This is a genomic window from Microbacterium sp. NPDC012755 (genome assembly GCF_042901325.1).
GTDB classification, from domain to species: domain Bacteria; phylum Actinomycetota; class Actinomycetes; order Actinomycetales; family Microbacteriaceae; genus Microbacterium; species Microbacterium natoriense.
Window position 1 is genome coordinate 3330856 of record NZ_JBIBCT010000001.1, and the last position, 25963, is coordinate 3356818.

The 25963-nt window shown below is 68.4% G+C and carries 27 protein-coding genes and 1 tRNA gene; 9 read left to right on the forward strand and 19 right to left on the reverse strand.

Translation table 11 applies throughout. The features are described from left to right. Positions 1-6 precede the first annotated feature (6 nt). Genes zwf through pgl form a run of 3 tightly spaced genes read left to right on the forward strand, consistent with a single transcriptional unit; the run spans position 7 to position 3271 of the window. Positions 7-1554 carry a glucose-6-phosphate dehydrogenase gene (zwf, locus tag ACFY5A_RS15585; RefSeq protein ID WP_105672979.1) on the forward strand — a complete coding sequence of 516 codons (1548 nt, stop codon included), beginning with the start codon at positions 7-9 and terminating at the stop codon, positions 1552-1554. Then, the gene (locus ACFY5A_RS15590; protein WP_387235336.1) at positions 1551-2486 is read left to right on the forward strand and encodes a glucose-6-phosphate dehydrogenase assembly protein OpcA; all 936 of its coding nucleotides are present in this window, start codon (positions 1551-1553) and stop codon (positions 2484-2486) included. Before zwf ends, ACFY5A_RS15590 begins: the two co-directional genes overlap by 4 nt. Beyond that, a complete protein-coding gene (pgl, locus tag ACFY5A_RS15595; protein ID WP_387235339.1) occupies positions 2483-3271 on the forward strand; it encodes a 6-phosphogluconolactonase in 789 nt (262 codons plus the stop codon). The genes ACFY5A_RS15590 and pgl overlap by 4 nt, the downstream gene beginning before the upstream one ends. Before the next feature lie 63 nt (positions 3272-3334). Here the strand turns inward: pgl and ACFY5A_RS15600 are convergent, their stop codons facing one another. Then, on the reverse strand, positions 3335-4318 hold the full coding sequence (locus ACFY5A_RS15600) for a DMT family transporter (protein WP_341942570.1): 984 nt from the start codon (positions 4316-4318) through the stop codon (positions 3335-3337). A gap of 61 nt (positions 4319-4379) precedes the next feature. Here ACFY5A_RS15600 and def point away from each other — a divergent pair, with 61 nt between their 5' ends. Both def and ACFY5A_RS15610 read left to right on the forward strand, forming a co-directional pair. Further along, a complete protein-coding gene (gene def, locus ACFY5A_RS15605; protein WP_341941998.1) occupies positions 4380-4946 on the forward strand; it encodes a peptide deformylase in 567 nt (188 codons plus the stop codon). A gap of 117 nt (positions 4947-5063) precedes the next feature. Further along, positions 5064-5579: a septum formation family protein gene (locus tag ACFY5A_RS15610; RefSeq protein ID WP_387235342.1), complete on the forward strand. Its 516-nt coding sequence runs from the start codon at positions 5064-5066 to the stop codon at positions 5577-5579. A gap of 185 nt (positions 5580-5764) precedes the next feature. Here ACFY5A_RS15610 and ACFY5A_RS15615 read toward each other — a convergent pair whose 3' ends face one another. The 6 genes from ACFY5A_RS15615 to dusB all read right to left on the reverse strand — a co-directional run bounded on the left by ACFY5A_RS15615 (position 5765) and on the right by dusB (position 12443). Continuing rightward, complete coding sequence (locus ACFY5A_RS15615; RefSeq protein WP_341941995.1) at positions 5765-7009, reverse strand: threonine/serine exporter family protein; 1245 nt, start codon at positions 7007-7009, stop codon at positions 5765-5767. Between the two features lie 68 nt (positions 7010-7077). Beyond that, positions 7078-7153: transfer RNA gene (locus tag ACFY5A_RS15620), tRNA-Asn, on the reverse strand. 97 nt (positions 7154-7250) lie between these two features. Beyond that, on the reverse strand, positions 7251-8024 hold the full coding sequence (locus ACFY5A_RS15625) for an ATP-binding cassette domain-containing protein (RefSeq protein WP_105672973.1): 774 nt from the start codon (positions 8022-8024) through the stop codon (positions 7251-7253). A gap of 36 nt (positions 8025-8060) precedes the next feature. Continuing rightward, entirely contained in the window at positions 8061-9920 is a 1860-nt protein-coding gene (gene dnaG, locus ACFY5A_RS15630) for a DNA primase (protein ID WP_341941994.1), read from the reverse strand. Then, positions 9920-11299, reverse strand: coding sequence for a deoxyguanosinetriphosphate triphosphohydrolase (locus ACFY5A_RS15635; RefSeq protein WP_341941993.1), 1380 nt, complete (start codon positions 11297-11299; stop codon positions 9920-9922). Before ACFY5A_RS15635 ends, dnaG begins: the two co-directional genes overlap by 1 nt. Then, complete coding sequence (gene dusB / locus ACFY5A_RS15640; protein ID WP_105672970.1) at positions 11289-12443, reverse strand: tRNA dihydrouridine synthase DusB; 1155 nt, start codon at positions 12441-12443, stop codon at positions 11289-11291. Before dusB ends, ACFY5A_RS15635 begins: the two co-directional genes overlap by 11 nt. Positions 12444-12502: 59 nt before the next feature. Here dusB and ACFY5A_RS15645 point away from each other — a divergent pair, with 59 nt between their 5' ends. Further along, positions 12503-12997, forward strand: a complete 495-nt coding sequence (locus ACFY5A_RS15645; protein ID WP_105672969.1) for a glutathione peroxidase — start codon at positions 12503-12505, stop codon at positions 12995-12997. Here the strand turns inward: ACFY5A_RS15645 and ACFY5A_RS15650 are convergent. Then, positions 12994-13680: a DsbA family oxidoreductase gene (locus ACFY5A_RS15650; protein ID WP_341941992.1), complete on the reverse strand. Its 687-nt coding sequence runs from the start codon at positions 13678-13680 to the stop codon at positions 12994-12996. The genes ACFY5A_RS15645 and ACFY5A_RS15650 overlap by 4 nt on opposite strands. Positions 13681-13732: 52 nt before the next feature. Here ACFY5A_RS15650 and ACFY5A_RS15655 point away from each other — a divergent pair, with 52 nt between their 5' ends. Further along, positions 13733-14296 (forward strand): AAA family ATPase, encoded by a 564-nt coding sequence (locus ACFY5A_RS15655; RefSeq protein ID WP_341941991.1) that lies wholly within the window; start codon positions 13733-13735, stop codon positions 14294-14296. Here ACFY5A_RS15655 and ACFY5A_RS15660 read toward each other — a convergent pair. Both ACFY5A_RS15660 and recO read right to left on the reverse strand, forming a co-directional pair. Further along, on the reverse strand, positions 14287-15087 hold the full coding sequence (locus ACFY5A_RS15660; protein WP_105672966.1) for an isoprenyl transferase: 801 nt from the start codon (positions 15085-15087) through the stop codon (positions 14287-14289). The genes ACFY5A_RS15655 and ACFY5A_RS15660 overlap by 10 nt on opposite strands. Next, entirely contained in the window at positions 15084-15827 is a 744-nt protein-coding gene (gene recO / locus ACFY5A_RS15665; RefSeq protein WP_341941990.1) for a DNA repair protein RecO, read from the reverse strand. Before recO ends, ACFY5A_RS15660 begins: the two co-directional genes overlap by 4 nt. A 34-nt stretch (positions 15828-15861) precedes the next feature. On the opposite strand from recO, the gene ACFY5A_RS15670 reads away from it, so the two are divergent. Continuing rightward, positions 15862-16563 carry a trimeric intracellular cation channel family protein gene (locus ACFY5A_RS15670; RefSeq protein WP_105672964.1) on the forward strand — a complete coding sequence of 234 codons (702 nt, stop codon included), beginning with the start codon at positions 15862-15864 and terminating at the stop codon, positions 16561-16563. A gap of 171 nt (positions 16564-16734) precedes the next feature. Here the strand turns inward: ACFY5A_RS15670 and leuA are convergent, their stop codons facing one another. After that, on the reverse strand, positions 16735-18489 hold the full coding sequence (leuA, locus tag ACFY5A_RS15675; RefSeq protein ID WP_105672963.1) for a 2-isopropylmalate synthase: 1755 nt from the start codon (positions 18487-18489) through the stop codon (positions 16735-16737). Between the two features lie 193 nt (positions 18490-18682). Between leuA and ACFY5A_RS15680 the strand changes: the two genes are divergently transcribed. After that, positions 18683-19330: a hypothetical protein gene (locus ACFY5A_RS15680; protein WP_387235348.1), complete on the forward strand. Its 648-nt coding sequence runs from the start codon at positions 18683-18685 to the stop codon at positions 19328-19330. Here ACFY5A_RS15680 and ACFY5A_RS15685 read toward each other — a convergent pair. From ACFY5A_RS15685 to ACFY5A_RS15720, 8 genes are all read right to left on the reverse strand, one after another. Then, entirely contained in the window at positions 19327-20262 is a 936-nt protein-coding gene (locus ACFY5A_RS15685) for an NADP-dependent oxidoreductase (RefSeq protein ID WP_341941988.1), read from the reverse strand. The two genes, ACFY5A_RS15680 and ACFY5A_RS15685, sit on opposite strands and share 4 nt — an antisense overlap. A gap of 19 nt (positions 20263-20281) precedes the next feature. Then, on the reverse strand, positions 20282-20755 hold the full coding sequence (locus ACFY5A_RS15690; RefSeq protein WP_341941987.1) for a hypothetical protein: 474 nt from the start codon (positions 20753-20755) through the stop codon (positions 20282-20284). Further along, positions 20752-21741, reverse strand: coding sequence for a hypothetical protein (locus ACFY5A_RS15695; protein ID WP_387235352.1), 990 nt, complete (start codon positions 21739-21741; stop codon positions 20752-20754). Before ACFY5A_RS15695 ends, ACFY5A_RS15690 begins: the two co-directional genes overlap by 4 nt. After that, the gene (locus tag ACFY5A_RS15700; RefSeq protein WP_387235355.1) at positions 21741-22157 is read right to left on the reverse strand and encodes an RNA polymerase sigma factor; all 417 of its coding nucleotides are present in this window, start codon (positions 22155-22157) and stop codon (positions 21741-21743) included. The genes ACFY5A_RS15695 and ACFY5A_RS15700 overlap by 1 nt, the downstream gene beginning before the upstream one ends. Before the next feature lie 147 nt (positions 22158-22304). Then, on the reverse strand, positions 22305-23201 hold the full coding sequence (gene era, locus ACFY5A_RS15705; protein WP_344009843.1) for a GTPase Era: 897 nt from the start codon (positions 23199-23201) through the stop codon (positions 22305-22307). Then, positions 23194-24477, reverse strand: a complete 1284-nt coding sequence (locus tag ACFY5A_RS15710) for a hemolysin family protein (RefSeq protein WP_105672957.1) — start codon at positions 24475-24477, stop codon at positions 23194-23196. The genes era and ACFY5A_RS15710 overlap by 8 nt, the downstream gene beginning before the upstream one ends. Beyond that, the gene (gene ybeY, locus ACFY5A_RS15715) at positions 24474-24932 is read right to left on the reverse strand and encodes an rRNA maturation RNase YbeY (RefSeq protein WP_105672956.1); all 459 of its coding nucleotides are present in this window, start codon (positions 24930-24932) and stop codon (positions 24474-24476) included. Before ybeY ends, ACFY5A_RS15710 begins: the two co-directional genes overlap by 4 nt. After that, positions 24929-25954, reverse strand: coding sequence for a PhoH family protein (locus ACFY5A_RS15720; protein WP_387235969.1), 1026 nt, complete (start codon positions 25952-25954; stop codon positions 24929-24931). Before ACFY5A_RS15720 ends, ybeY begins: the two co-directional genes overlap by 4 nt. Positions 25955-25963: the final 9 nt, after the last annotated feature.

The following is a 25963-nucleotide window of genomic DNA, read 5'->3' on the forward strand; positions in this document are numbered from 1 at the left end:
CCACCGATGTCTGTTCCCATCTCGCGCGGGCACAACCCGCTGCGCGACCCCGATGATCGCCGTCTCAACAGGATCGCCGGGCCCAGCGCCCTGGTGATCTTCGGAGTGACCGGCGATCTGTCGCGCAAGAAGCTCATGCCCGCGGTCTACGACCTCGCCAACCGGGGCCTGCTCCCGCCGGGCTTCGCGCTCGTCGGATTCGCCCGAAGGGACTGGGAGGATCAGGACTTCGCGCAGGTCGTGTACGACGCGGTCAAGCAGCACGCGCGAACCCCCTTCCGCGAGGAGACCTGGACGCAACTGCTCCAGGGCATCCGCTTCGTGTCCGGCGAGTTCGACAACCCCGAGTCGTTCCGCAAGCTCCGTGAGACGGTGGATCAGCTCGACGTGGAGCGGGGCACGATGGGCAACCACGCGTTCTACCTGTCGATCCCGCCGAAGTCGTTCGCGGTCGTCGCGCAGCAGCTCAAGGACTCGGGCCTCGTCGGAGACGACGAGGGAGAGGACCGCTGGCGCCGGGTCGTGATCGAGAAGCCCTTCGGGCACGACCTCGAGTCCGCTCGCGAGCTGAACAAGGCCCTCGAGGTGGCGTTCTCCGCGGACTCGATCTTCCGCATCGACCACTACCTCGGCAAGGAGACGGTCCAGAACATCCTGGCGCTGCGCTTCGCCAACGAGCTGTACGAGCCGATCTGGAACCGCAACTACGTCGACCACGTGCAGATCACGATGGCCGAGGACATCGGCGTCGGCGGCCGCGCCGGCTACTACGACGGCGTCGGCGCGGCCCGTGACGTCATCCAGAACCACCTGCTGCAGCTTCTCGCCCTCACCGCGATGGAAGAGCCGATCAGCCTGTCCGCGGAGCACCTGCGTGCCGAGAAGGAGAAGGTCCTCGCGGCGGTGCACGTCCCGGACGACCTCGCCCTGGCGACCGCACGCGGGCAGTACGCCGGCGGGTGGCAGGGCGGCGAGAAGGTCACCGGCTTCCTCGACGAGGAGGGGATGAACCCCGAGTCGGCGACGGAGACCTACGCGGCCATCAAGCTGGAGATCGACACCCGCCGCTGGTCGGGGGTGCCGTTCTACCTGCGCACCGGCAAGCGGCTCGGCCGACGGGTGACCGAGGTCGCGGTCGTCTTCAAGCGCGCACCGGAGCACCTGTTCGGGCGCAGCAACACGTCGGAGCTCGGTCAGAACGCGCTCGTGATCCGCGTGCAGCCCGATGAGGGCGTGACCATCCGGTTCGGCTCGAAGGTGCCGGGCAACGGCACGAACGTCCGCGACGTGACGATGGACTTCGGCTACGGGCACGCCTTCACCGAGGCGAGCCCCGAGGCCTACGAGCGCCTGATCCTCGACGTCCTGCTGGGCGATCCGCCGCTGTTCCCGCGGCACGAGGAGGTCGAGCTCTCATGGAAGATCCTCGACCCGGTCGAGGAGTACTGGGCTGCCGAGGGCGGCCCCGTCGAGCAGTATGCACCCGGATCGTGGGGCCCGGCATCCGCTGATGCCCTGTTGGCCCGCGACGGACGAGTCTGGAGACGCCCGTGATCATCGACCTTCCCGACACGACCGTCAGCCAGGTCGCGAAGAACCTCGTCAAGGCCCGTGAGGAGGGCGGCGTCGTCGCTCTCGGCCGCGTGCTCACCCTGGTCATCTCGGCGCGGAACGGCGTCGCGGAGGCCGCCATCGACGCGGCCAACGACGCATCACGCGAGCACCCGATGCGCGTCATCGTGCTCACCACCGGTGGTGGCGAGTCGCGACTCGACGCCCAGATCCGCGTCGGCGGAGACGCCGGAGCCAGCGAGGTCGTCGTGCTGCGCGCCTACGGCGATGCGGCGAGCAACGAGGAGAGCCTCATCACCGGCCTCCTCCTCCCCGACGCCCCGGTGGTGGCCTGGTGGCCGGAAGAGGCGCCCGTCTCCCCCGCGACCTCACCGCTCGGCAGGATCGCCCAGCGCCGCATCACGGATGCCGCGACCTCCCCCGACGTGCGCGACCGACTCGCCCTGCTCGGCGAGACGCACGCCCCCGGAGACACGGATCTGGCCTGGACCCGGCTCACGCACTGGCGCGAGCAGCTCGCCGCCGTGCTCGATCAGCCTCCGTACCTCGAGGTGACGGACGTCGAGGTGCGCGGCGCCGTCGCTTCGCCCTCGACCGCGCTGCTCGCGGCCTGGCTGCAGATGGCGCTCGACGTGCCGGTGCGCTGGTCGTACGAGGACCCTGAGCACTGGCAGGAGGGCATCAAGTCGGTGCGGCTCACCCGTGCAGACGGTGACATCCTGCTGGAGCGTCCGACCCCGGGCATCGCCGTGCTCACGCAGCCCGAGCAGCCCGACCACGACCTCCACCTGCCGCGCCGCACGCTCAGGGAGTGCCTCGCCGAGGAGCTGCGTCGCCTCGACCCCGATGTCCTGTACGGTCGAGTCATCACCGAGGGCTGGGAGAAGCTGGGTCCGCCCGAGACAGGAGAATGATGTCGATGCAGACAGCGTCCGCAGAGAAGCGGGTCGTCGTCGAACCCACCCCCGCCGCCGTCGCGGCGCGGGTGGCCGACCGGTTCATCGCTCGGTTGCGAGCACGCACGCGCAACGGCCGGATCGCCCACATCGCCCTCACGGGCGGTTCGATGGGCGGTGCGGTGCTGCGCGCGACGGCGGAGAATCCGCGGTCGGCCGACATCGACTGGTCTCTCGTCCACTTCTGGTGGGGCGACGAACGCTTCGTGCTCCGTGCTCACGCCGACCGCAATGCCGTGCAGTCCCGAGCGGCTCTCCTGGACAGCATCCCGGTCCCCGTCGAGAACGTCCACGAGATCGCGGCATCCGACAGCGGCCTCACCCTCGACGAGGCGGCAACCGCGTACGCGGCGGAGCTCGCGCGGTTCGGAACCGATGAGAATCCGTGGCCGTCGTTCGCGGTGTGCTTCCTGGGCGTCGGACCCGACGGCCACATCGCCTCGCTCTTCCCGGACCGCCCGGAGGTCACGGTGACGGATGCCGCAGCCCTGCCCGTGCGCGACTCCCCCAAGCCTCCGCCGGAGCGCGTCACGCTCACCCGACCGGTGCTGAACTCCTCCAAGCGCGTCTGGCTCGTGCTCACGGGCGCCGACAAGGCCTCCGCGCTCGGTCTGGCCCTCGCGGGCGCCAGCTACACCAGCGTGCCCGCAGCGGGTGCCAAGGGGCGCAAGCGGACGATCTTCTTCGTCGACGAGGCTGCTGCCTCCGAGGTCTCCCCCGACCTCATCGACCCCGCGTACTGATCGGACGCGAACCCGGACCTCGACGGTCGTGACGGTCGTGGAGTCCGAGTGCGCGGAGAGCTCCTACTTCTGCTCGTCCGCTCCTGTGGCGCCTTCGCTCCCCCGCGGGATGCCGAGTTCCTGACTCTCGCTGAGAACCTGCGGGTGGTACCGGGCGAGACCGACCACGCCCCACACCGCGATGGCGCCGGCGACCCCGAAGATCACGAGCACCCAGCCGGGCGCCGCCGCCGCTTCGCCGAGCACGAGCATTCCGATGAGCACCGCGATCAGCGGGTCGACCACCGTGAGACCGGCGATGACGAGGTCGGGCGGACCGGAGCTGTACGCGGTCTGCACGAAGTACGCGCCGACGGCGGATGCCGCGATCAGGGCGATCACGCACACGAGGGTGATCCACTCGAAGTTGCCGGCCTCGATGCGATTGATGACCGCTTTGGCGAGGGTGGCCACGAAGCCGTAGAGGATGCCGGCGCCGATGACGTAGAAAAGAGCCCGCATGCGGTGTCGCAGCACGAGCCAGCAGGCGCCGAGCACGATGATCACGACGAGCAGGATCGCCAGGATCGTGAAGAGCTCGATGTCGCTGATGGGTTTCTCCGCCGCGAAGATCGCGGCGAAGGAGACGAAGAGGAAGATGCCGCCGACGCAGCAGACGATCGCGGTGATGGACTGCCTCGTCGGCGTGTGTCCGGAGACCCTGGCGTTGAGCAGGGTCGTGATCACGAGGGCGATCGCGCCGAGCGGCTGCACCACGATCAGCGGCGCCTGGGAGAGCGCGGCGAGCTGGCACACGATGGCCAGTCCGAGCATGAGCGTGCCGATGATCCAGGACGGACGCGTCAGCAGTCTTCTGATCTGGTCGAGACTCAGCCCGGTCGCGCCGTCCGCGCCGCTGAGCTGCTCGACCTTCTCCACCCCACGGTGCTGATACTGCGCGCCGAGGGACATGAAGACGGCGCCCGCGAGGGCGAGCGGGATGCCCAGGAGGAGTCGCGGATTCTGGAAGACGCCGACGAGCTGGTCGCCGACATCCGCCCCACTCATCCATACGGAGATGCTCACCCTACGACCCTACCCGGCGATGTGCGCCCAGTATGGTTATGGCGTGGCTGTACTTCCGATTCGCATCATGGGCGATCCCGTCCTGCACTCTCCCGCTTCCGCCGTCGAGGCGATCACCGACGAGATCCGCACGCTCGTCGCCGACATGTTCGAGACGATGGACACTGCGCCCGGCGTGGGACTCGCCGCCCCTCAGGTCGGCGTGCCGCTGCGCATCTACACCTACGCCTACGTCGACGACGACGATCAGCCGTGGCGTGGCGTCATCATCAACCCCGAGCTGTGGATGACCCCGCTCGAACCCGGCGACCCCGACCCCGATCTGGAGTCGGAGGGCTGCCTCTCCTTCCCCGGCGAGCGGTTCCCGCTGCGCCGCTCCGAGCGGGTGCAGGTGACCGGGACGGACCTCGACGGCGCTCCCGTCGCGATCGCCGTCGACGGCTGGCGCGCGCGCATCATGCAGCACGAGTTCGACCACCTCGACGGCATCCTCTACGTGGATCGCCTGTCGGACGGAGACTGGAAGACCGCGCAGAAGATCGCCCGCAAACGCGGATGGGGTCGCCCCGGCGCCAGCTGGATGCCGGGCGTCGACGATCTCGAGGGCTGAGACTCTCAGCCTGATCAAAGGGGTTTTCGAGTTGCATCACAGACTCCGGGACGGATAGCGTTTCCTGAGGCGGGACTCTTCTGTGCCCGCTCACCACAGTCCTGGAGGGGAACAAACATGAAACTGCGCACGCGACACGCGCTGGCTCTCGTCGGATCGGCGGCGGCGCTCTCGTTCGCACTGACCGGCTGCAGCGCACTGAACAGCATCCTGGGGAGCGGCAAGGCCGACGCAGACCGCGACGACAAGACCGGTCAGGTCACCGAGAGCTCCAACATCGGCATCTTCGCGCTGAAGGTCGGCGACTGCATGCTCTCTGCGCCCAGCGGGCTCCTTGAGGATGTCGACGTGGTTCCCTGCACCGAACCGCATGACGAAGAGGTCTACCACGAGTTCAAGATGGAGGACGGCGAGTACTCCGCAGAGGCCATCGACGACGCTTCGGTCCAGAACTGCACCGGAGACGCCTTCACCAGCTTCGTCGGCGTGGCGTGGGATGCAACGACTCTCGATGTCTATCCCATCACCCCGACTCAGCAGACCTGGGACCAGATGAACGATCGGGTCGTGCAGTGTGTGATCTCCGATCCTGCGGGTCAGATCAGCGTCTCCCTCAAGGGTGCCGCTCGCTGACGCACGCCAGAACACACGGAAGGGGGCTCGATATCCATCGAGTCCCCTTCTGCATGTGAGGCTTGTTCACGGCGACCGTCCCGGACTCGAAGTCCATGATGGGTGCGGACACCGCGCGGTTGATGCGTCCGCTCCGCCTCCGTGTTGAGCCCAGCGGGGAAGAGAAGCTCTTGTCCGCCCGCCGGTCACGGCCGCAGGAACAGCCGCCACCAGTGCGTGTCGACGATGATCGAACCGAGCTTCGTCCCGATGCAGAGGCTCGCGAAGATCGCCAGCGCCGCGGCGACGGGGTCGATGTCGAACGAGGTGATCGCCACGAGTCCGACGGTTCCCGGCACGAGCAGGAGGAACGCCGGCTGGAAGGTGATCGTCGCGGGGATCGCGAACGAGGAGCGCTCGACCAGCCTGGCGATCACGAAGAGCACCGCTGCCGTGGCACCGGTCGCCACCGTGCTCCCCCAGAACGGCGCCAACCCGATGAGAAGCGCGTACGCGACCCCCATCGCGGCGATGCTGACCGCGGTGAGCCGGTACCCGGCGCCGAACGCGAGACTGATGCCGATCGCGACGGCCGCGACGCCGATCCAGCTGAAGATGGTCGAGGGCAGGGACGCCCAGGCCGGGTCGGCGCTGATGATCCCCGCGACATCGGCGAGCAGGAAGGCCGAGTCCTGATCGATCTCGAGACCGATCCAGGCGCTGCCCGCCGCGACTCCCGCCGCCATGAATCCGAGTTGCACGACGCCGTAGACGAGACGCGACGCGCCCGTGACGACGTCGGCCGAGGTGAGTTCGAGCAGGGCGTTCGTGATCATGGCCCCCGGTACGAGGATCGCGATCGGCGCGCAGACGGCGAAGAGGGGCACGGTCGTATAGCCCAGCATCGACGCCGATTCGCTGACGAGCACGGTCGACAGCAACGCGATGACGAACGGCACGATCGCCGCAGCCGGACGGATGCGGCGCAGCAGGACGGCGACAGCGCCCATGAGCGCCGCGACGAGCGTCGACACGACGACCGCCCACCAGGGGCAGCGGAACAGCACCGCGAGTCCGCCGGCGAGGAGCGCATTGCCGACGACCCAACGCAGCAGCGGCTTGCGCATCCAGGCTGCGCGGATGCGGTCCTGCTCGGCCCCGAGCGCCCGCTCCAGCGAGATCTCACCGTCACGGAGACGGTGCATCATCCGGCTCACCATCGCGGACTGCCTCGTCGACAGGGACGATGCCAAGGACATGCGGAGGATCGATCCCTCCGACCCCTCCGCGGGCGACACGAACACCGCTTCGGGGAGCACAGCGAAGGCGAGCTCCTGCTCCGGGGCCCGACGCGCACGGATCTCCTCCAGCGCGTCGCGAGTGTCGGTGGCGGAGAATCCCGCCTCGAGCAGCAGCGCGCCGAGTTGCGCGAACTGCGTGGATCGAGTCATCCGCTCCGGCTTTCATCGGCTGTGGTGAAAAGGAGAACCCCTGGCCTTCATGCGAAGGCCAGGGGTCTTGGCTCCCCGGCTTGGACTCGAACCAAGAACCTGCCGGTTAACAGCCGGCTGCTCTGCCAATTGAGCTACCGAGGAATGTGCTCCGCTGAGCGGGCAACTCGACAAGCTTAGCAAAGACTTCGGCGTGCTCGTGACACGGACGACGACTCGGGCGTGTCGCATCCAGCGCCGTTCAGGACTGCGAATCCGCCTCGGCGTTGGGCGCCCAGAGCAGGTCCTTTCCGACTCCCCTGGCGACGACATGGCCGCTGCGCAGCATCAGGGTCTCGGCGTTCAGCTCGCGGATGAAGTCGGCGTCGTTCGTCACCAGCAGCGCACCCATGCCCTGTTCCTTGCGACGACGGGTGATGGCGTCGAAGACCACGGGGCGCACCTCGAGATCGAGGTTGGCGAGGATCTCGTCCGCGATCAGCACCCTCGGCTCGAGCACGAAGGAGCGTGCGATCGCGACCCGCTGCCGCATACCGGCGCTCAGCTCGTAGGGGAACTTCGCGGCCGTGCCGAGCGGCAGGTGCATCTCGTCGAGCAGGGTGGCCACGCGGATCGAGAGCGCCTTGGTGTTCACGCGCTTCTCGCGGATCAGGATCGGCTCGGCGATCACCTCCTGCACGGTGAGCCGCGGCGGCAGGTCGGCACCGGCTCCCTGCGGCACGAAACCCGTGCGGTAGGTGAGAATCCGGTGCTTGCGTCCTGGACGGCGCACATCCACTCCGCAGACGTGGGCGCTTCCGCCGACCACGCGGACGGACGGATCGGTGGATCCTGCGAGGGCGAGCACGAGCGAGGACTTGCCGGAGCCGGTGGGGCCCGCGACGCAGATCAGCTCACCGGGGGCGAGCGAGAAGGTCACCCCGTCGACAGCCCTGGTCGGCGCACCGTGGCCGGCCCGGTCGATCACCAGGTCCGAGCAGTCGATCGCGGTGGTGGAGTCGGGCCTTCGGGACATGCCTCCATCCTGCCCTGCGCCGAGGGGCGCCCCCTGTTACGACTCGGTGAACCGCTGACGCTCCACGTCGATGTCGCGAAGCCTCATGCGCAGGGCGCGCCCTCCATCGGAGTCGGCGGGGACGCGCTGCACGGCCCCCAGGAGCTCCTGCTTCTCGTGCTCGAGGCTGCGGAGGATGAGCCGACGCGCGAGATCGGTCGCCGACGCCACGGCCCCGGCCTCGTCGCGAGCGGGGAACGGCGTCATGAGCAGCTCCCCCGCGAGAGACCGGTAGGGCTCGCGCACCGCGTTGACCGCGTCGGTCACCCAGCCCGCGCGCGTGCGGTCGGGTGCGGATGCCACGGCCTCCCGCACGGCATCGAGTCCCGGGGTGCGGAACGGCGCGATGAGCGCGCGGGACAGCAACGCCTGATCGATCTGATGTCCGTACTGGAGCACGCCCATCATCGCGTCGCGCTCCACGGCGACGTCGGCGGTGCGAGGAAGGCTCGCGAGCGTCACCGGAACGATCCCCGGGGCCCCCGTTGCGGGATCGATGGGCACCGGCTCCGGTCGCGACGGCGCGGAGTGCGAGCCGCCGCGTGCTGCCCGCTCGACCTCGTTGTGCACCTCGGTCGGATCCATGCCGAGGCGTCGGGCGAGCACGCGCTCATATCCGGGGCGCAGCAGCCGATCCCTGATCTCTGCGACGATCGGCGCAGCGGCCCTGAGCGCGCCCACCCTCCCCTCGACCGTACCGAGATCGAAGCCTGCGAGCTTACGGTCGAGAGCGAACTCGAACATCGGCACCTTGGCGTCCATGAGGGTGCGGACGGCCGCATCCCCCCTCTGCAGACGCAGATCGCAGGGGTCGAGCCCGTCGGGCGCGACCGCCACGAAGGTCTGCGCGTTGAAGCGGTCGTCTTCGGTGAAGGCCCGAAGCGCCGCCTTCTGCCCCGCCTCGTCGCCGTCGAAGGTGAAGACCACCTCGCCCGAGGCGTTGTCGTCTCCCATGACCCGTCGCAGCACCTTGATGTGATCGGTGCCGAACGCCGTGCCGCAGGTGGCGATCGCGGTCGTGAGGCCGGCGAGATGGCAGGCCATCACATCCGTGTACCCCTCGACGACCACCACCCGCCGGGGGTCGCCGCGCGCGATGTCCTTCTTGGCGAGATCGAGACCGTACAGCACCTGCGCCTTCTTGTAGATCGGCGTCTCCGGGGTGTTGAGGTACTTCGGCCCCTGGTCGTCGTCGAACAGCTTGCGCGCTCCGAAGCCGATCGTCTGCCCTGAGACGTCGCGGATCGGCCACACGAGGCGCCCGCGGAAGCGGTCGTACACTCCGCGCTGGCCCGTCGAGACGAGTCCAGCGGTGCTGAGCTCCTCCCGGGTGAACCCCTGCGCGGTGAGCGCCTTCAGCATGCCGTCCCAGCCGCGCGGGGCGAAGCCGACGCCGAAGTGCGCGGCAGCCCCCGCATCGAACCCCCGCTCGCCGAGGAAACGACGTCCGGCCTCGGCATCGGGAGACAGCAGCTGCGAGCGGAAGAACTCTGCGGCGGCGGTGTTCGCCGCGTACAGCCGCGCCCGACCGCTCGTCTCGGGAGCGGCGCCCCCGTCTTCGTAGTGCAGCGTGTAGCCGATGCGGCCGGCGAGCCTCTCGACGGCCTCCGTGAAGCTGACGTGATCCATCTCGCGCAGGAACGAGTAGACGTCTCCCGACTCGCCGCATCCGAAGCAGTGGTAGTAGCCGACCTGGGGCCGGACATGGAAGCTCGGGCTCTTCTCGTCGTGGAAGGGGCACAGCCCCTTGAGCGATCCGACACCCGCCGACTTCAGCGCGACGCGCTCGCCGACGATGTCGGCGATGTTCGTGCGCGCCTTCACCTCGTCGACGTCGGCCTGGCGGATGCGGGGCATCAGCGCACCTCGGCGGATGCGGGATGCCGGTCGGCCGATGCCGCGCGACGCGCGCCCGGCCGGGCGTTCCGCGGATTCCAGATGCCCACCTCTGCGGGATCGATCTCGCCGACGAGGCGGTTGTGCCAGTCGATCGCGCTCTGATCCGTGAGGCTGGCGATCTGGTCGACGATGACGCGAGCGCGCTCGGCATCCGTCGTCGCATCGAGGAAGTCCGCGGCGAACGCGGGCTCGAGCACGTCCTCCCCCGCCGACCACAGCGCATCGGTCGACCACAGAGCGTCTGCGAGGCGCTTCAGCACCCGACGCTGCTCCTTGTAGACGCCCTTGCGCGCATCGATCGTGACGATGGCCTGACCCATGATGCCCTTGAGCACGGCGATCTCGGTCTCGACCACTCGCGGCACCACGACATGAGCGTTGTAGCGCACCAGGACGGGACCGGCGTAGGCCTCCCTGGTGGCCGACACGGAGGCGCGCGCGAACCGCCCGATGAAGTCGCTGGTCAGGTTCTTGAGGCGCGCCAGATCCTGACGGGAGCGGTCGAACGACGTCAGCCACATCGGCTGGCTCGCCAGACGGTAGAGGCCGTCTGCGAGCTCGTCCCTGGTGAAGTCGTAGCCGACCCACTGCTGGATGCGGTCGATGAGCGCCTCGTGCTCGCGCGGGTCCGACAGCTGCGCGACGTCGACGTACCCGTTGACGATCGCATCCTCGAAGTCGTGCACCGAGTAGCCGATGTCGTCGGAGAGGTCCATGATCTCGGCCTCGATGCAGCGAAGGCGCCCCGGTGCGCCCTCGCGCATCCAGCGGAACACGGCCTCGTCCTCGGGGTAGACGCCGAACTTCAGCCGCCCGCCCGGATCGGGGACCGGGCTATCGACCGTCCACGGGTACTTGCAGGTCGCGTCGAGGCTCGCCCTGGTGAGGTTGAGCCCGACGGAGCGATCGTGATCATCGAGGACCTTCGCCTCGAGGCGGGTCAGGATGCGGAGCGACTGCGCGTTGCCCTCGAACCCGCCGATGTTCTCCGCCCAGTCGTTCAGGGCCCGCTCCCCGTTGTGGCCGAAGGGCGGGTGGCCGAGGTCGTGGCTCAGGCAGGCGGTGTCGACGACGTCGGCGGACACCCCGAGCGCCGTGGCGAGCTCGCGTCCGACCTGGGCCACCTCGAGGGAGTGCGTCAGCCGGTTCCGGGCGAAGTCGGCGGTGCTCGCCGGACTCAGAACCTGCGTCTTCGCCGCAAGACGGCGCAGCGCGGCGGAGTGCAGCACACGAGCCCTGTCTCGGGCGAAGTCGTCGCGCTCCGATCGGTGGGTCTCCGCGAAGAAGCGCTCCGCGTCGCGTGCGTCGTAGCCCGAGATCCGCTGGTCAGCCGCCACTGTTCTCGATCTCCGCTCCTCGCATCATCTCCGACGTCGACTCGGCGATCTCGCGCGACTCGAGCCACTTGTCGGGCAGGGCCGTGCGCTTCGGCCGACCCGCCCGGCCGCGCTGGCCCTCGGCGTCCGCTCCAGGGTAGGGGGCGTCGCGATCGAGCTGTCCGAGCAGGTCGTCGATGTTCTGCAGGCTCGACGCCATCGCGAGGCCGGTGCGGATGTCTCCGCCGACCGGGTACCCCTTGAAGTACCAGGCGACGTGCTTGCGGACATCACGGCATCCGTGGTCCTCGTCGTCGAAGAACTCCACGAGCAGCTCCGCGTGACGCCGGAAGGCGTCGGCGACGAAGCCGAGCGTCGCATCGACGGGCTGCGTCTCGGCGCCGAAGGCCGCAGCGAGCTCGCCGAAGAGCCACGGGCGTCCGAGGCAGCCGCGCCCGACCACGACGCCGTCGCAGTCGGTCTGCGCCATCATCCGCACCGCATCGTCGGCCGACCAGATGTCGCCGTTGCCGAGCACGGGGATGCTGGTCACCGCCTGCTTGAGCTCGCCGATCGCGTTCCAGTCGGCGTTGCCGGAGTAGTACTCCCCCGCGGTCCTGGCGTGCAGGGCGACGGCTGCCGCTCCCGCGTCCTCGGCGGCGCGCCCCGCCTCGATGAAGGTGAGGTGGTCGTGGTCGATGCCCTTGCGCATCTTCACGGTGAGCGGGATGTCGCCCGCCGCCTTCACGGCCTGGGTGACGATGTCGGCGAACAGACGGTTCTTCCACGGCAGCGCGGCGCCGCCGCCGCGGCGGGTCACCTTGGGCACGGGGCAGCCGAAGTTCAGGTCGATGTGATCGGCGTGGTCCTCGGCGACGATGATGCGCACGGCGTCGGCGATGGTCTTCGGGTCGACGCCGTAGAGCTGGATCGACCGCGGGGTCTCCGACTCGTGATGGCGGATCAGTCTCATCGTGCTCTCGTTGCGCTCGACGAGCGCGCGCGACGTGATCATCTCGCTCACGTACAGACCGGCGCCGTACTCGCGGCAGAGCCTGCGGAAGGCGGTGTTCGTGATGCCCGCCATGGGCGCGAGCACGACGGGCACGTCGAGGTCGATCGGTCCGATGCGGAGCGGGCGGGCGGGGGCGGTGGCGACAGTCATGACCTTTCTATTCTCCCAGACCCGGCGCCCATGGCGGCGCACCGACCTAAGCTGTGGATATGACCGATTCCGCAGTGCGCAGCATCCCCTTCGTCGACGCTCAGGGAGCGGAGAAGACGCTCGACGATCTCGGCGCCGACGTCGTCCTCGTGGTGAACGTGGCGTCCAAGTGCGGCCTCACGCCGCAGTACGAGCAGCTCGAAGAGCTCCAGCGCCTCTACGGCGACCGGGGATTCAGCGTCGTCGGCTTCCCGTGCAACCAGTTCTTCGGCCAGGAGCCGGGGTCGGTCGATCAGATCCTCGAGTTCTGCTCCACGACGTACGGCGTCACCTTCCCCATCGCCGACAAGGTCAAGGTCAACGGCAAGAACGCCGCCGACCTCTACAAGGAGCTCAAGGAGACGCCCGATGCCGGTGGAAAGGCCGGCCGCGTCGAGTGGAACTTCGAGAAGTTCCTCGTGCTGCCGGACGGATCCGTGCAGCGCTTCCGCCCGAAGCAGAAGCCCGATGACCCCGCCATCGTCGGTGCCATCGAGGCGGCGCTGACCCGCTAGACCGCGGCGGGCTCCGACTCGTCTTCGCCGCGCTTCGCCCACAGGTCGCGGAGCACGTTCTCGAAGGCGGCGGGCGGCTGCGCTCCGGAGATGCCGTACTGGCCGTCGATCACGAAGAACGGCACGCCCTGGATGCCATAGGCCTGCGCCTGCGCCTGATCCTGCCGAACGGCGGGGAGGTACTGCGCGGACTCGAGCACCTGTCGAGTGGCGTCGGCGTCCAGACCGACCTCGACGGCGAGCTCGACGAGGTCGTCGACCCGTCCGACGTGCTTGCCCTCGGTGAAGTACGCCGACATCAGTCGCTCCTCCATCTCGTGCTGGAGGCCCTCCGCCTTCGCATGGTGCAGCAGCTCGTGCGCCTTCACCGTGTTCGTGTGCTGCAGCAGATCGAAGCGGTACTCGAGTCCGGCGTTCTGCGCGACGCCGGTGACGTGGGAGAGCATCTGCTCGACCTGTGCGCGCGGCATCCCCTTGTGGCCGGCGAGGAAGTCGATCTCGTCGCCGTGGAAGTCGACCGGGGTGTCGGGAGACAGCTCGAAGGAGTGGAACGTGATGTTCACCTGCGGGGCGTCCTCGTCGCCGGAGACGGCCTCGAGGCCCTTCTCGAGATTGCGCTTGCCGATGTAGCACCACGGGCAGGCGATGTCGGACCAGATGTCGATCGAGATGGGTTCAGTCACATCCCTATCCAACCGCATGCACCAATGGGCTATTCCGGATTAGGATTCTCGGATGCTCTCCGCCGATGATCCTCTGCCGTTCCGACCGGAGCGGATTCTCATCGCCGGCGTCTCAGGGTCGGGCAAGACGACCCTCGCCGCACGCATCGGCGCCGCCTGGGATCTGCGCCACATCGAGATCGATGCGCTGTTCCACGGACCGGAGTGGACGCCGCGGCCGTCGTTCCTCGACGACGTGCGGACGTTCGCGGCCGAAGAGCGCTGGATCACCGAATGGCAGTACACCAGCAAGGGCACGGATGAGATCATGACGCCGCGCGCGCAGCTCGCAATCTGGCTCGACTACCCCTGGCCCGTCGTGCGCGGTCGCCTGCTCCGGCGCACGCTGAGTCGCAGCATCCGCCGTACCGAGATGTACAACGGGAACGTCGAGAAGCCGCTCCACCGGCTGCTGACTACGCGAGATCCCTCCGAGAACATTCTCAAGTGGCAGACCACAACACGGTTCTACTGGGAACAACAGATGCCGTTGAAGCGCGAGCGCTTCCCGCATCTCTCTATCGTGCGGCTGCGGCATCCGCGCGAGGCCGAGCGCTGGATGCGCTCTCAGGCCTGATCGGGAGTGTCGATCGCTCCGCCGAACCTCCGGTCGCGCGACAGGTAGATGCCGATCGCGCGCCAGAGCTCTTCGCGGGAGAAGTCGGGCCACAGGGTGTCGAGGAAGACCATCTCGGCGTACGCGGACTCCCAGAGCAGGAAGTTCGACGTGCGCTGCTCCCCCGAGCTCCGCAGGAACAGGTCGACATCGGGCATGTCGGGGACGTACAGGTGCCTGCGGATCATCTTCTCGCTGATCGCGTTCGGCTTGACCCGCCCCGCGGCGACCTCTGCCGCGATGGACCGCATCGCATCGACGATCTCGACGCGCCCGCCGTAGTTCACGCACATGGTCAGCGTCAGGGTGTCGTTGCCACGGGTGAGCTGCTCGGCGTACTGCAGCTCCTTGATCACGCTGCCCCACAGCCGCGGCTTGCGACCGGCCCAGCGCACCCGCACGCCCCACTCGTTGAGCTGGTCGCGGCGCCGGTGCAGCACATCGCGGTTGTATCCCATGAGGAAGCGCACCTCTTCGGGAGAGCGCGCCCAGTTCTCGGTGGAGAAGGCGTAGACCGAGAGGTGCTTCACCCCTGCCTGGATGGCGCCGGCGACGACGTCGAGCAGGACCTCCTCACCGGCCTTGTGCCCTTCGATGCGGTTCAGGCCGCGGCGGTTGGCCCAGCGGCCGTTGCCGTCCATGACGATCGCCACATGAGCGGGGACCGCGGGGAAGGCGGGCGGGTGCACCCCGGTCCAGTCGAGCGGGCGGTACGCCACGGCATCCTTGTGGGTGAATGGCTTCGGGCTCACCGTGCTCCTTCTCGGGGGGCGTCGATCACGTGCGCGAGCGAGCGGATGCCGCGCTCGAGGTGCCACTGGGCGTAGGCGGCGATCAGTCCGGAAGCCGCGGAGGTCTCGACCGGCGATGCCGCATCGATGAGCTCCCACTCCCCTGCCATCAGCGACCGCAGGAGGGCGAGCGTGCGCTCGGCGATCCGTGGGCTGCCCGCCGGAGCGTCGTTCGTGCACACCGACCCGCCGAGCTGCCCGACGAAGTGCGTGTGCGGGCCGGGGTCGCCGCATCTGGCGCAGTCCCCCAGCGACGGAGCCCAGCCGGACAGCGCCATCACCCGCAGCAGATAGGAGTCCAGGATGCTGCGCGGTGCATGCTCGCCCCGTGAGAGGGCGCGGAGTCCTCCGACGAGCAGGAGGTACTGCTCGGGCGTCGCCTCCGAGTCGCTCAGCCTGTCGGCGGTCTCGACCATCGCGTTGGCCGACGTGAACCGGTCGTAGTGCGCGGCGATGTCGGCTCCGTACGCCCCGAGCGACTCGGCCTGCTGCACGATGTCGAGAGAGCGTCCCTGGTACAGCTGCACATCGGCGACCATGAACGGCTCCAGGCGGGAGCCGAACTTCGACGACGTGCGTCTGACCCCCTTGGCCACGGCGCGGATCTTGCCGTGGCGCCTCGAGAGCATGGTGACGATGCGGTCCGCCTCACCCAGCTTGTGGGTGCGCAGGATCACCGCTTCGTCTCGGTAGGTCGGCACGGTTCGATTATCCTCCGTGAGCGACAATGGACGGGTGACCGAACCGCTCTTCACCATTCCGCTGTGGGCGGACCTCCTCGGCGTCGGCCTCGGCGGCGTGCAGGGGGCGATGTTCGCCTCCGGTTTCCAGGGTCAGCGCCGACTCGACTGGCTGGGCGTCGCGATCATCGGCATCATGATCGGCATGGGCGGCGGCCTCATCCGCGACATCCTGCTCGGTCAGCCGCCCGCGACGCTGCACGACAACTGGTATCTGGTCACGGCCACGGGCGCCTCCCTGTTCGGGATGCTCCTCGCCGGGGTCTTCAACCGCATCAACACCGTGATCGTCGTTCTCGACGCAGTGGTCATCGGCATGTTCGGCGCCTTCGGCACGAGCAAGGCCATCGCCTTCGGCATCCCCCCGGTGCCCGCCGTCTTCATCGGAGTGTGCGCGGCGGTCGGCGGCGGCGTGCTCCGCGACATGCTGATGGGACTGCCGACCGCGATCATGCACGTCGGCTCTCTCTACGCCGTCGCGGCCGGCGCCGGCTGCACGTTCATCGTCGTCGCGAACCTGTTCCACATGCCGATCACGCTCGCCGCGATCATCGGCATCATCGTGACCGCGGTGATCCGCATCCTCGCGGTGAGCTTCGACGTGTCCCTGCCGGAGCAGCGCCGCCTGTACCGCCGCAAGGTCGCCGCAGAGACCGGCATGATCCCGATCATCAAGCCCTCGGACACCGGGCGCTGACACGTCGGTCGATGTTCCTCCGGGCGACGAACGATCACCCCCGGGTCGTCGAGCGAGGGAGCGCAGCGATCGAGACGACACGCGTCATCCGACGTTCGACGTCAGGTGACGCGTTTCGTCTCGCTTCGCTCGCTCGACGACCAGATGGTGAGGCCGCTCGCCCGGTGGCTGTCAGACCGCGGCGAGCTCTGCGGCGCGGGTCCGGATCGATCGGTTCACGCCCGACACGATCGCCTTGAGGGATGCCGTCGAGATGTCTCCGTCGATGCCCACGCCCCACAGGCGCTGGTCGCCGACCTGCAGCTCGACGTAGGCCGCAGCCTGCGCGTCGCCGCCGGCGCTGAGAGCGTGCTCGACGTAGTCGTAGACGGTGATGTCGAAGCCCTGTGCGCGCAGCACCTCGACGAAGGCGGCGACGGGGCCGTTGCCGCTGCCGGAGATCGCGAGCTCCTGCTCGTCGTCTCGGAGCACGACGTCGAGGACCACCTCGCCCGACATGTCGCTGCGGGTCTGGGTGGCCAGCAGCTCGAAGCGGCCCCACTTGGCGGCGGCATCGGCCGCGGGTAGGTACTCGTCGTTGAAGATCGACCAGATCTGCTCGCTGGTGACCTCGCCGCCCTCGGCATCCGTCTTGGCCTGCACGACGCCGGAGAACTCGATCTGCAGTTTGCGCGGCAGATCGATCGCGTGATCGGCCTTCAGCAGGTAGGCGACGCCGCCCTTGCCGGACTGCGAGTTGACGCGGATGACCGCCTCGTACGACCGGCCGAGGTCCTTCGGGTCGACAGGCAGGTACGGCACGGCCCACTCGATGTCGTCGACCGTGACGCCACGGGACTCCGCCGTCGCGGCCATCGCCTCGAAGCCCTTCTTGATCGCGTCCTGGTGCGATCCGCTGAACGCGGTGAAGACCAGGTCTCCCGCCCAGGGGCTGCGCTCGGGCACCGGCAGCTGGTTGCAGTACTCGACCGTGCGCTTGACCTGGTCGATGTCGCTGAAGTCGATCTGCGGGTCGATGCCCTGCGTGAACAGGTTGATCCCCAGCGCGACGATGTCGACGTTGCCCGTGCGCTCGCCGTTGCCGAACAGGCATCCCTCGATGCGATCCGCGCCCGCCATGTAGCCCAGCTCGGCGGCGGCGATCGCGGTGCCGCGGTCGTTGTGCGGGTGCAGCGACAGGATGACGTTCTCGCGGTGGGCGAGGTGGCGGCTCATCCACTCGATCGAGTCGGCGTACACGTTCGGCGTGGCCATCTCGACGGTGGCGGGGAGGTTGATGATGACCTTGCGGTCGGGCGTCGGCTCGAAGATCTCGATCACCTGGTTGCACACGTCCACCGCGAACTCGAGCTCGGTGCCGGTGTAGCTCTCGGGCGAGTACTCGTAGTAGACCTGCGTGTCGGGGATGGTCTTCTCGAACTTCCGGCACAGGCGAGCGCCTTCGAGGGCGATGTCGATGATGCCCTGCTTGTCGGTGCGGAAGACGACCTCGCGCTGCAGCACGCTCGTGGAGTTGTAGAGGTGCACGATCGCCTGCTTGGCCCCTGCGATGGACTCGTAGGTGCGCTCGATGAGGTGCTCTCGTGCCTGGGTCAGCACCTGGATGGTCACGTCGTCGGGGATCAGGTTCTCCTCGATGAGCTGACGCACGAAGTCGAAGTCGGTCTGGCTGGCCGAGGGGAAGCCGACCTCGATCTCCTTGTAGCCCATGCTCACGAGCAGCTCGAACATGACGCGCTTGCGCTCGGGCGACATCGGGTCGATGAGAGCCTGGTTGCCATCACGGAGATCGACGGCGCACCAGCGGGGAGCCTCGGTGATCCGGGCGTCCGGCCAGGTGCGGTCGGGAAGGTCGACGACGATCTGCTCGTGGAACGGCCGGTACTTGTGGATCGGCATCCCGGACGGGCGCTGGGTGTTCTTCATGATGGGCTTCTTCTCTTCGTCAGAATGTACGGGCCAACACAAGCGCCGCGACGAGGAAGGCCCTAGCTCTTAGGACTCGTCGCGGCAGCTAAGAAGAAGCAGACCGCCGAAAGGCATGCGGCCATGCTAGCAGGGATGCCGATGCGCTTCGACTCGCTCTGAGACGATCCGTGCTGCGGCGACACTGTCGAGTATGAGCACATCGCAGAGTCGCCCGCTCCTCGCCGCCGCATCCGTCGCCTGCCTCCTCGCGCTGACTGCATGCGCGTCCGGCCCGGCAGGTTCCCCGGCGCCCACGAGCACCACGGTCCCCTCCGATCAGCGCCTGGAGGCGGTGCACCCCGCGCCGCCGCAGGGTCGCGTCATCGGGACGGGCACGGTGATCGACAAGGGCGGCGACGTGCAGTTGTGCCTGGGCGCCGTCATGGAGTCGTATCCCCCGCAGTGCCAGGGCCTCCCCGTCGACGGGTGGACCTGGGAGGGTGTGGACGGCAGCGAGACATCGGGAGACGTCACCTGGGGCACGTACGCCGTGTACGGCACGTACGACGGCGAGAGGTACACCATCACCGATCCTCCGATCATGCTCGCACTCTACGATCCGATCCGTCCGGAGGATCCGTCGGGTGGAGTGGACGGCACCACCTCTGCGGCCGACCTCACGCGCATCCAGGATGACGTCGCCGCGCGTCTCGGCTCATCAGCGCTGACGGCGTCGAGTGATCGAGGCTACGTCTGGGTGCAGGTCATCTGGGATGACGGCAGCATCCAGGACGCCGCGGACGCCGAGTTCGGCGACGACGTAGTGTTCGTCACGTCGGCGCTTCGCGAGATCGACTAGGGGATCAGCGCGATCGCTCCGCCGGGATGGCCTCCGGCGAGCACGCGCAGCGCCTCCGGCGCCTCGGAGAGCGGGAAGGTCATCGCCACCGGCACGACGAGATCGCCGTTCTGCGCCAGCGCGACCAACTCGCCCCTGATCTCGTCCCTGAAACGCGCACTGTCCGGCTGGGAGCCGGCGATCCAGCGGATGCCGTCGGCCTCCGCGCGATGAGCCGCGGCGATCGTCACGATGCGCGTCCGATCGGCGACGAGGGAGAGGGACACGTCGATCGCCTCGTCCGTGCCGACGGCGTCCAGCGCCGCGTCGACCGGGCCGCCGGCCAGCTCGCGCACACGGGTCTCGAGGCCGGGACCGTACGCGACGGGAACTCCGCCGAAATGACGGACGACCTCGGCACGGGCAGCGCTCGCGGTGCCGATCACGCGGATGCCGCGCAGCGCGGCCAGCTGGAGCACGGCGACGCCGACCGCGCCCGAGGCGCCGTGCAGCAGGATGGTCTCCCCGGGCGAGGCTCCGGTCACGAACAGCATCTCCGCCGCCGTGGTCCCCGTGAGGAACAGGTTCGACGCCGCCGCATGATCGAGCGTCGTCGGCTTCGCGAACGCCTTCTCGGCGGGGATGGTGATCTCGTCGGCGTAACCGCCGCGCACGCGGAACGCGATCACCTGATCTCCCGGGTGCGCCTCGCCAGAGCCGATCCTCGTCCCCGGTCCGATGGCGACGATCTCGCCGGAGATCTCATAGCCGATCGGCACGGGGAGAGAGACGCCGGTGCGGGGCGCGGCGACGTGCTTGGCATCCGCGGGGTTCACTCCCGCAGCGCGGACACGGACCGTGATCTCCCCTTCGCCGGGAAGCGCCGGCTCGTACTCTTCGAAGGACCATGAGTCGGGCGTGCCCCACTCGGTCGCCACCCAATGGCGCGCCATGATCAGCAGAGTGCCATGTTCACAAGAGGCAGCGGATGTTGGTGGTCGTGCCGCTCACGTTCGTCCAGCTGCCCGCCGTCGCGGTCGCGAGCACCGTGGACCCGTTGCGCGCTTGCGCGTATCCGCTGGCGCGTGCGTCGGCCATCGACTGGGTTCCGAAAGAACCGGGCACCGCGAGGACTCCGCACCCCGTGAAGGTGAGCTTGGTGCCCCCCATGTTCGGGCGGTCATACGCGCAGATGGTCCCCGATGCGCACGACCCCACTGCGGATCGTGCGAATGCGTCGGTCGCGGTGGCCACGGTGAACTCCATGCCGAGCTCGGGCCACACGGCGGTTTCTGGATCGACCACGACACCGCCCGGGACTTCCGCGAGCATCTGCGCCACCCGAGGATCTACGGCATCCGACTCGGCGGCGACAGCCGGAAGAGCAGCGGCCAGTGCGAAGATCATCCCGGCGATCCCGGCGATCGTGTAGTTCAGCGCCTTCATCCGGGAATCACCTCATCGATGTCATACAACGTGTATCCCTTGACCGACCCCGCTGGGAACAGCTCGTTCCCCGTCACCATCGTGTGCTCGAGGCCGACGATACGGCCGGTCTCCTGAGAGAGGAGCACGACATCGCTGGACGTGCCGTCATCCGACACCACCCGTAGCCCGGCCACAGGCCGACCTGCTCTGTCGATCGAGGTTCCCAGCGCCACCGCCCCGTCGGCGTCGCCGAGAATGCGGAGAACCGCCGACTCCTGTTCGTTCGTCAGTGTCCATTGCTGGAGGAGGGAGTTCGTCGCCGTCACCACGTCGTGCGCGGAAGGCTTCTCCGGCATCCCGAATGACACGAGCGCGGAGAAGAGATCGTCCCTGGCCGGACCCGGCGGGTCTGGGAGGGGCGTCGCGAACTGTCCGGGCTCGATCACGAGTTCGTTCGTCACTCTGCCCGTGCTCGTCACTCTCGACGCGGAATTGGCAGACGCATCCGTCGGATCGTAGGTCGTGCCCTCGACGTACGTCAGGTGCCCGGAGAGATCGACCTCCCACTGCAGGGTGATCAACTGCGGCACGACCTTCACGTCGCGTGATTCGGCGTTGATATCCAGCGACCAGTCAGCCGTTCGCACGTAGCGCACGGGTTCCGCAGGGCCTGTGCCTGCGGCCAGCGCCGCCTGCGCGTCCTGAATCGTCTCCGTCACGGTGGCAGAGCCCTCGAAGGTCAACGGAGAGGGCATCCCTGCGACAGCCGCTCCCCCGGATCCGACGACGCTGACGCCGATCGCGACGGCTGCAGCCGCTGCGACGAGACTGGAGCCCCAGCCGACGACACGGTTGCGGGTGCGATGGGGGTGCGGGTCGGTCGCCATGATGCGGTCGAGCATCGCGAGAGCCTCGGCGTCGGGCTTGGCGTCGATCGGAGTGCGCGCGCGATCACCGGCTGCGTAGAGCAGCCGATCCAGCTCCTCATCGGTCAGCTGTGGCATCAGTCCGTCCCCTCCAGGCCCAAGCCGCGACGCAGTTTCCGGTGCGCGCGACGCTTCGTCCGTTCCGCACAGGCACGAGAAACACCCATCGACTCGGCGATATCCCCCACCGCGAGTCCGTCCCAGTACGTGAACATGATGATACGCCTCTCCCGCACGCTGAGGCCAGAGAGCGCTCTCAGGATCTCGGCGTGGCTCGCCGGGCACTCCGATACGGACTCGCCCGCCACCCCCGCGTGCACGGCTTCGGTGACAGCCGGGCGGTCGGCGGTGCGCCCCAGACGGTGCCGCAGTGAGCGGTCCGCCTCGCGGAGCAGCCACACGCGGCCGAGTGGTCGATTCGGCTTCAGCCTCGTCCAGGCGTTGAAGAACACGACCGAGACGAGCTCCGTGACCTCGGCGTCGTCGTCGATCACGCACTCGATGTGATGTCTGACGGCCGCCCAGTTCTCGTCGAAAACGCGGGAGAAGACCTCATTGCGCAGCGAGTTCGGGTCTTCGCTGCCGGCGCTCATGCCGGCGAGGGAGGCGGGTCGTCCGCCCGAGGTCGACGCGGGCGCATCTCAGAAGCCGAGTCTGCCGAGCTGCTTGGGGTCGCGCTGCCATTCCTTCGCGACCTTGACGTGCAGACCGAGGAACACGCGGGCCCCGAGGAGCTCCTCGATACCGCCGCGGGCGCGGGCGCCGACGTCCCGAAGACGCGACCCCTTGTGCCCGATGATGATGGCCTTCTGACTGTCGCGCTCCACGACGATCGACGCGTGCACATCTGTCAGACTGCCGTCCTCGCGCGGCGCGATGTCGTCGACGACCACCGCGATCGAGTGCGGGAGCTCGTCCCTGACACCGTCGAGAGCGGCTTCGCGGATGATCTCCGCGATCCGGTCCTCCTCGGACTCATCGGTGGTGATCCCCTCCGGATACAGCGCAGGGCCCTTCGGCAGCAGCCGGATGATCTCGTCGGAGAGGACCTCGAGCTGATCCCGGGTGAGCGCCGACAGCGGGATCACGGCCGCCCAGTCCTCACGCAGCGCATCGACCTCGATCAGGCGCTCGGTGATCTCGTCTCGCCCTGCGGCATCCGTCTTGGTCACGATCGCGATCTTCTTCGCGCGCGGGTACCCGTCGAGGGACGCGGCGATGCGGCGGTCGCCGGGTCCGACCTTCTCCGTCGCGGGCACGCAGAACCCGATCACGTCGACATCGCCGAGAACCTGCTCGACGAGATCGTTCAGCCGTTCGCCGAGGAGCGTGCGCGGCTTGTGGATACCGGGGGTGTCCACGATCACGAGCTGGCCGTCAGGACGGTTCACGATGCCGCGGATCGCGCGACGCGTCGTCTGGGGCTTGTCGCTGATGATCGCGATCTTCTCGCCCACCAGGGCGTTGGTCAGCGTGGACTTGCCCACGTTGGGGCGCCCGACGAAGGTCACGAAGCCGCTTCTGGTCTTCTCAGTCATCTTCCGTGTCTCCTTCATGGGCCGCGTCCTGCGCCCGTTCGACGAACACCGTCGCGATGCCGCGCCCTCGCCCGCGAGAGGCCCCACCGGTGAGCACGACGCCGTCGACCGTCGCCGTGGCCCCCGGCTGGGGAACCTGTCCGAGAGCCTTGCCGAGCAGTCCGCCGATCGAGTCGACGTCTTCATCCTCGAGTTCGAGTCCGAAGAGATCGCCGACGTCCTCCAACGAGAGCCGGGCGCTCACGCGGTACCTGCCTTCGCCGAGATCGACGACTTCGGCCGACACCTGATCGTACTCGTCCGAGATCTCGCCGACGAGCTCCTCGATGAGATCCTCCAGCGTCACCAGCCCCGAGATTCCGCCGTGCTCGTCGATCACCAGGCACACGTGCACCGCGTCGCGCTTCATCTGCTGCAGCAGCGTCTCCGCGCGCATGGACTCGGGGACGAAGGTCGCCGGCCGGGAGATGGGCCGGATGGGAGCCGTCCGCCAGGCGTTCTCGTCACGGAACGCGAACTGCACGAGGTCCTTGAGATAGAGCACGCCGACGACGTCGTCCGCCTCGTCGTCGACGACGGGCATGCGCGAGACGCCGCGGTGCAGGAACAGCGCCATTGCTTCGCTCGTGGTCGCCGTCGCATCCACCGTCACCATCTCGGTGCGCGGCACCATGACCGCGCGCACGAACTGGTCGGTGAAGTCGAACACGGAGTGGATGAGATCGCGGTCGTCCGCCTCGATGAGGTCGTTCGACGCCGCCTCGTCCACCATGCTCAGCAGCTGCTCCTCCGAGCTGAAGGTGCTGCGTCCCGCACCGGGGGTGACGCGGTTGCCGAGCACGACGAGGCCCTGCGCGAGCGGTCCGAGGATGATCCGCACTCCGCGCACGACGGGAGCGCACGCACGGAGCATCGCGTCGGCGTGATGCCTGCCGAACGTACGCGGACTCGCGCCGACCAGCACGAACGTGATGCCTGTCATCAGCACGGCGGCGGCGAGCATCGCCCACCAGATGTTGTCGAAGAGGCTGGAGAAGGCGACCGTCACGAGGACGGCGGCCGTCGTCTCCGCGAGCACGCGGATGAACGCCACCGCGTTGACGTGCGCATCGGGGTCGGCGGCGATGCGGGACAGCTGCCCCGCGTTGCGTCCCTCGGCGCCCATCTCCTCGAGGTCGGCGCGCGAGGTCACCGCGAACGCCGCATCGATAGCGGCCATGAGACCGCCGAACGCGACGAGCAGCACCGCCCCCGCGAGGAGGAAGGCCGCGGTCATCGTCGGCGTTCAGAGGCCGCGAAGCCCTGGATGAGCTCCTTCTGAAGACCGAACATCTCGCGCTCGTCATCGGGCTCGGCGTGGTCGAAGCCCAGCAGGTGCAGCAGCCCGTGCGTGGTCAGCAGGATGAGCTCGTCCATCAGCGTGTGGCCGGCCGCCTGCGCCTGCGTCTCCGCGACCTGCGGGCACAGCACGATGTCGCCGAGGAGTCCGGGGGCCGTCGGGCGGTCCTCCGTGCCCGGGCGCAGCTCGTCCATCGGGAAGCTGAGCACATCGGTCGGGCCGGGCTCGTCCATCCACTGGACGTGCAGCGCCTCCATGGCGCCCTCGTCCACGAGGACGATGGCCACCTCGGCGTCGGCGCTGACATGCAGCTGCGCGAGGTTGAAGTCCGTCAGCCGTTGCAGCACGGTCTCGTCGACGTCGATCGCCGACTCGTTGTTGATCTCGATCATGAGAGTCCTCGTTTCGGCATCCGGTCGCGTGGTCCTGGTCGCTGGGCGCCGCGTCGATCGGCGCGATTGGCGAACTCCGCCGCCTGCTCGCGCTCGAACCGCTGCGCCGCGCGCTTCTCGTCATACTCGCTGTATGCGTCGACGATGCGCCCGACGAGCGAGTGGCGCACCACGTCATCGCTGGTGAGGCGGGCGAAGTGGATGTCGTCGATGTCGCTCAGCACGCGCGTCACGGTCCGCAGCCCCGAAGCTCCCTGCGGGAGGTCGATCTGGGTGATGTCGCCGGTGACGACCATCTTCGTGCCGAACCCCAGCCGGGTGAGGAACATCTTCATCTGCTCCGGGGTGGTGTTCTGCGCCTCGTCGAGCACCACGAACGAGTCGTTGAGGGTGCGACCGCGCATGTAGGCGAGCGGGGCGACCTCGATCGTGCCGGTCGCCATCAGACGCGGGACGATCTCGGGGTCCATCATCTCGTTGAGCGCGTCGTACAGCGGTCGCAGATACGGATCGATCTTGTCGTTGAGGGTGCCGGGCAGGAAGCCCAGACGCTCCCCCGCCTCGACGGCCGGGCGCGTGAGGATGATGCGGGTGACCTCCTTGCGCTGCAGCGCCTGGACGGCCTTCGCCATCGCGAGGTAGGTCTTGCCGGTACCGGCCGGACCGATGCCGAACACGATCGTGCTCTCGTCGATCGCGTCGACGTACTCCTTCTGGCCGAGCGTCTTCGGACGGATCACCTTGCCGCGGGTGGAGAGGATCGCCTCGCCGAGCACCTCGCTCGGACGCGGACCCCCGTCCTGACGCAGCATCCTGGCGGAGCTCGAGACGTCGCTCGGAGCGAGGTCGTGGCCGCGTCTGGTCATCGTGAGCAGCTCGTCGACGAGACGCGTGGCGTCGGCGACGGCATCGGCATCTCCCGACAGCGTGATCTCGTTGCCGCGGACGAGCACCTGCACCTGCGGATGCTCCTTCTCCAGCATCCGCAGCAGCCGGTCCTGCGGCCCCAGCAGCTGCACCATGGCGACGCC

What these genes read in the sequence shown, in the direction of transcription:
- zwf (WP_105672979.1), top strand. Translation starts at nt 7, where the DNA reads ATGTCTGTTCCCATCTCGCGCGGGCACAACCCGCTGCGCGACCCCGAT.
- pgl (WP_387235339.1), top strand. Translation starts at nt 2,483, where the DNA reads ATGATGTCGATGCAGACAGCGTCCGCAGAGAAGCGGGTCGTCGTCGAA.
- ACFY5A_RS15600 (WP_341942570.1), bottom strand. Translation starts at nt 4,318, where the DNA reads ATGAGTGGGGCGGATGTCGGCGACCAGCTCGTCGGCGTCTTCCAGAAT.
- ACFY5A_RS15610 (WP_387235342.1), top strand. Translation starts at nt 5,064, where the DNA reads ATGAAACTGCGCACGCGACACGCGCTGGCTCTCGTCGGATCGGCGGCG.
- ACFY5A_RS15615 (WP_341941995.1), bottom strand. Translation starts at nt 7,009, where the DNA reads ATGACTCGATCCACGCAGTTCGCGCAACTCGGCGCGCTGCTGCTCGAG.
- ACFY5A_RS15625 (WP_105672973.1), bottom strand. Translation starts at nt 8,024, where the DNA reads ATGTCCCGAAGGCCCGACTCCACCACCGCGATCGACTGCTCGGACCTG.
- dnaG (WP_341941994.1), bottom strand. Translation starts at nt 9,920, where the DNA reads ATGCCCCGCATCCGCCAGGCCGACGTCGACGAGGTGAAGGCGCGCACG.
- dusB (WP_105672970.1), bottom strand. Translation starts at nt 12,443, where the DNA reads ATGACTGTCGCCACCGCCCCCGCCCGCCCGCTCCGCATCGGACCGATC.
- ACFY5A_RS15645 (WP_105672969.1), top strand. Translation starts at nt 12,503, where the DNA reads ATGACCGATTCCGCAGTGCGCAGCATCCCCTTCGTCGACGCTCAGGGA.
- ACFY5A_RS15655 (WP_341941991.1), top strand. Translation starts at nt 13,733, where the DNA reads ATGCTCTCCGCCGATGATCCTCTGCCGTTCCGACCGGAGCGGATTCTC.
- leuA (WP_105672963.1), bottom strand. Translation starts at nt 18,489, where the DNA reads ATGAAGAACACCCAGCGCCCGTCCGGGATGCCGATCCACAAGTACCGG.
- ACFY5A_RS15680 (WP_387235348.1), top strand. Translation starts at nt 18,683, where the DNA reads ATGAGCACATCGCAGAGTCGCCCGCTCCTCGCCGCCGCATCCGTCGCC.
- ACFY5A_RS15685 (WP_341941988.1), bottom strand. Translation starts at nt 20,262, where the DNA reads ATGGCGCGCCATTGGGTGGCGACCGAGTGGGGCACGCCCGACTCATGG.
- ACFY5A_RS15690 (WP_341941987.1), bottom strand. Translation starts at nt 20,755, where the DNA reads ATGAAGGCGCTGAACTACACGATCGCCGGGATCGCCGGGATGATCTTC.
- ACFY5A_RS15695 (WP_387235352.1), bottom strand. Translation starts at nt 21,741, where the DNA reads ATGCCACAGCTGACCGATGAGGAGCTGGATCGGCTGCTCTACGCAGCC.
- era (WP_344009843.1), bottom strand. Translation starts at nt 23,201, where the DNA reads ATGACTGAGAAGACCAGAAGCGGCTTCGTGACCTTCGTCGGGCGCCCC.
- ACFY5A_RS15710 (WP_105672957.1), bottom strand. Translation starts at nt 24,477, where the DNA reads ATGACCGCGGCCTTCCTCCTCGCGGGGGCGGTGCTGCTCGTCGCGTTC.
- ybeY (WP_105672956.1), bottom strand. Translation starts at nt 24,932, where the DNA reads ATGATCGAGATCAACAACGAGTCGGCGATCGACGTCGACGAGACCGTG.
- ACFY5A_RS15720 (WP_387235969.1), bottom strand. Translation starts at nt 25,954, where the DNA reads ATGGTGCAGCTGCTGGGGCCGCAGGACCGGCTGCTGCGGATGCTGGAG.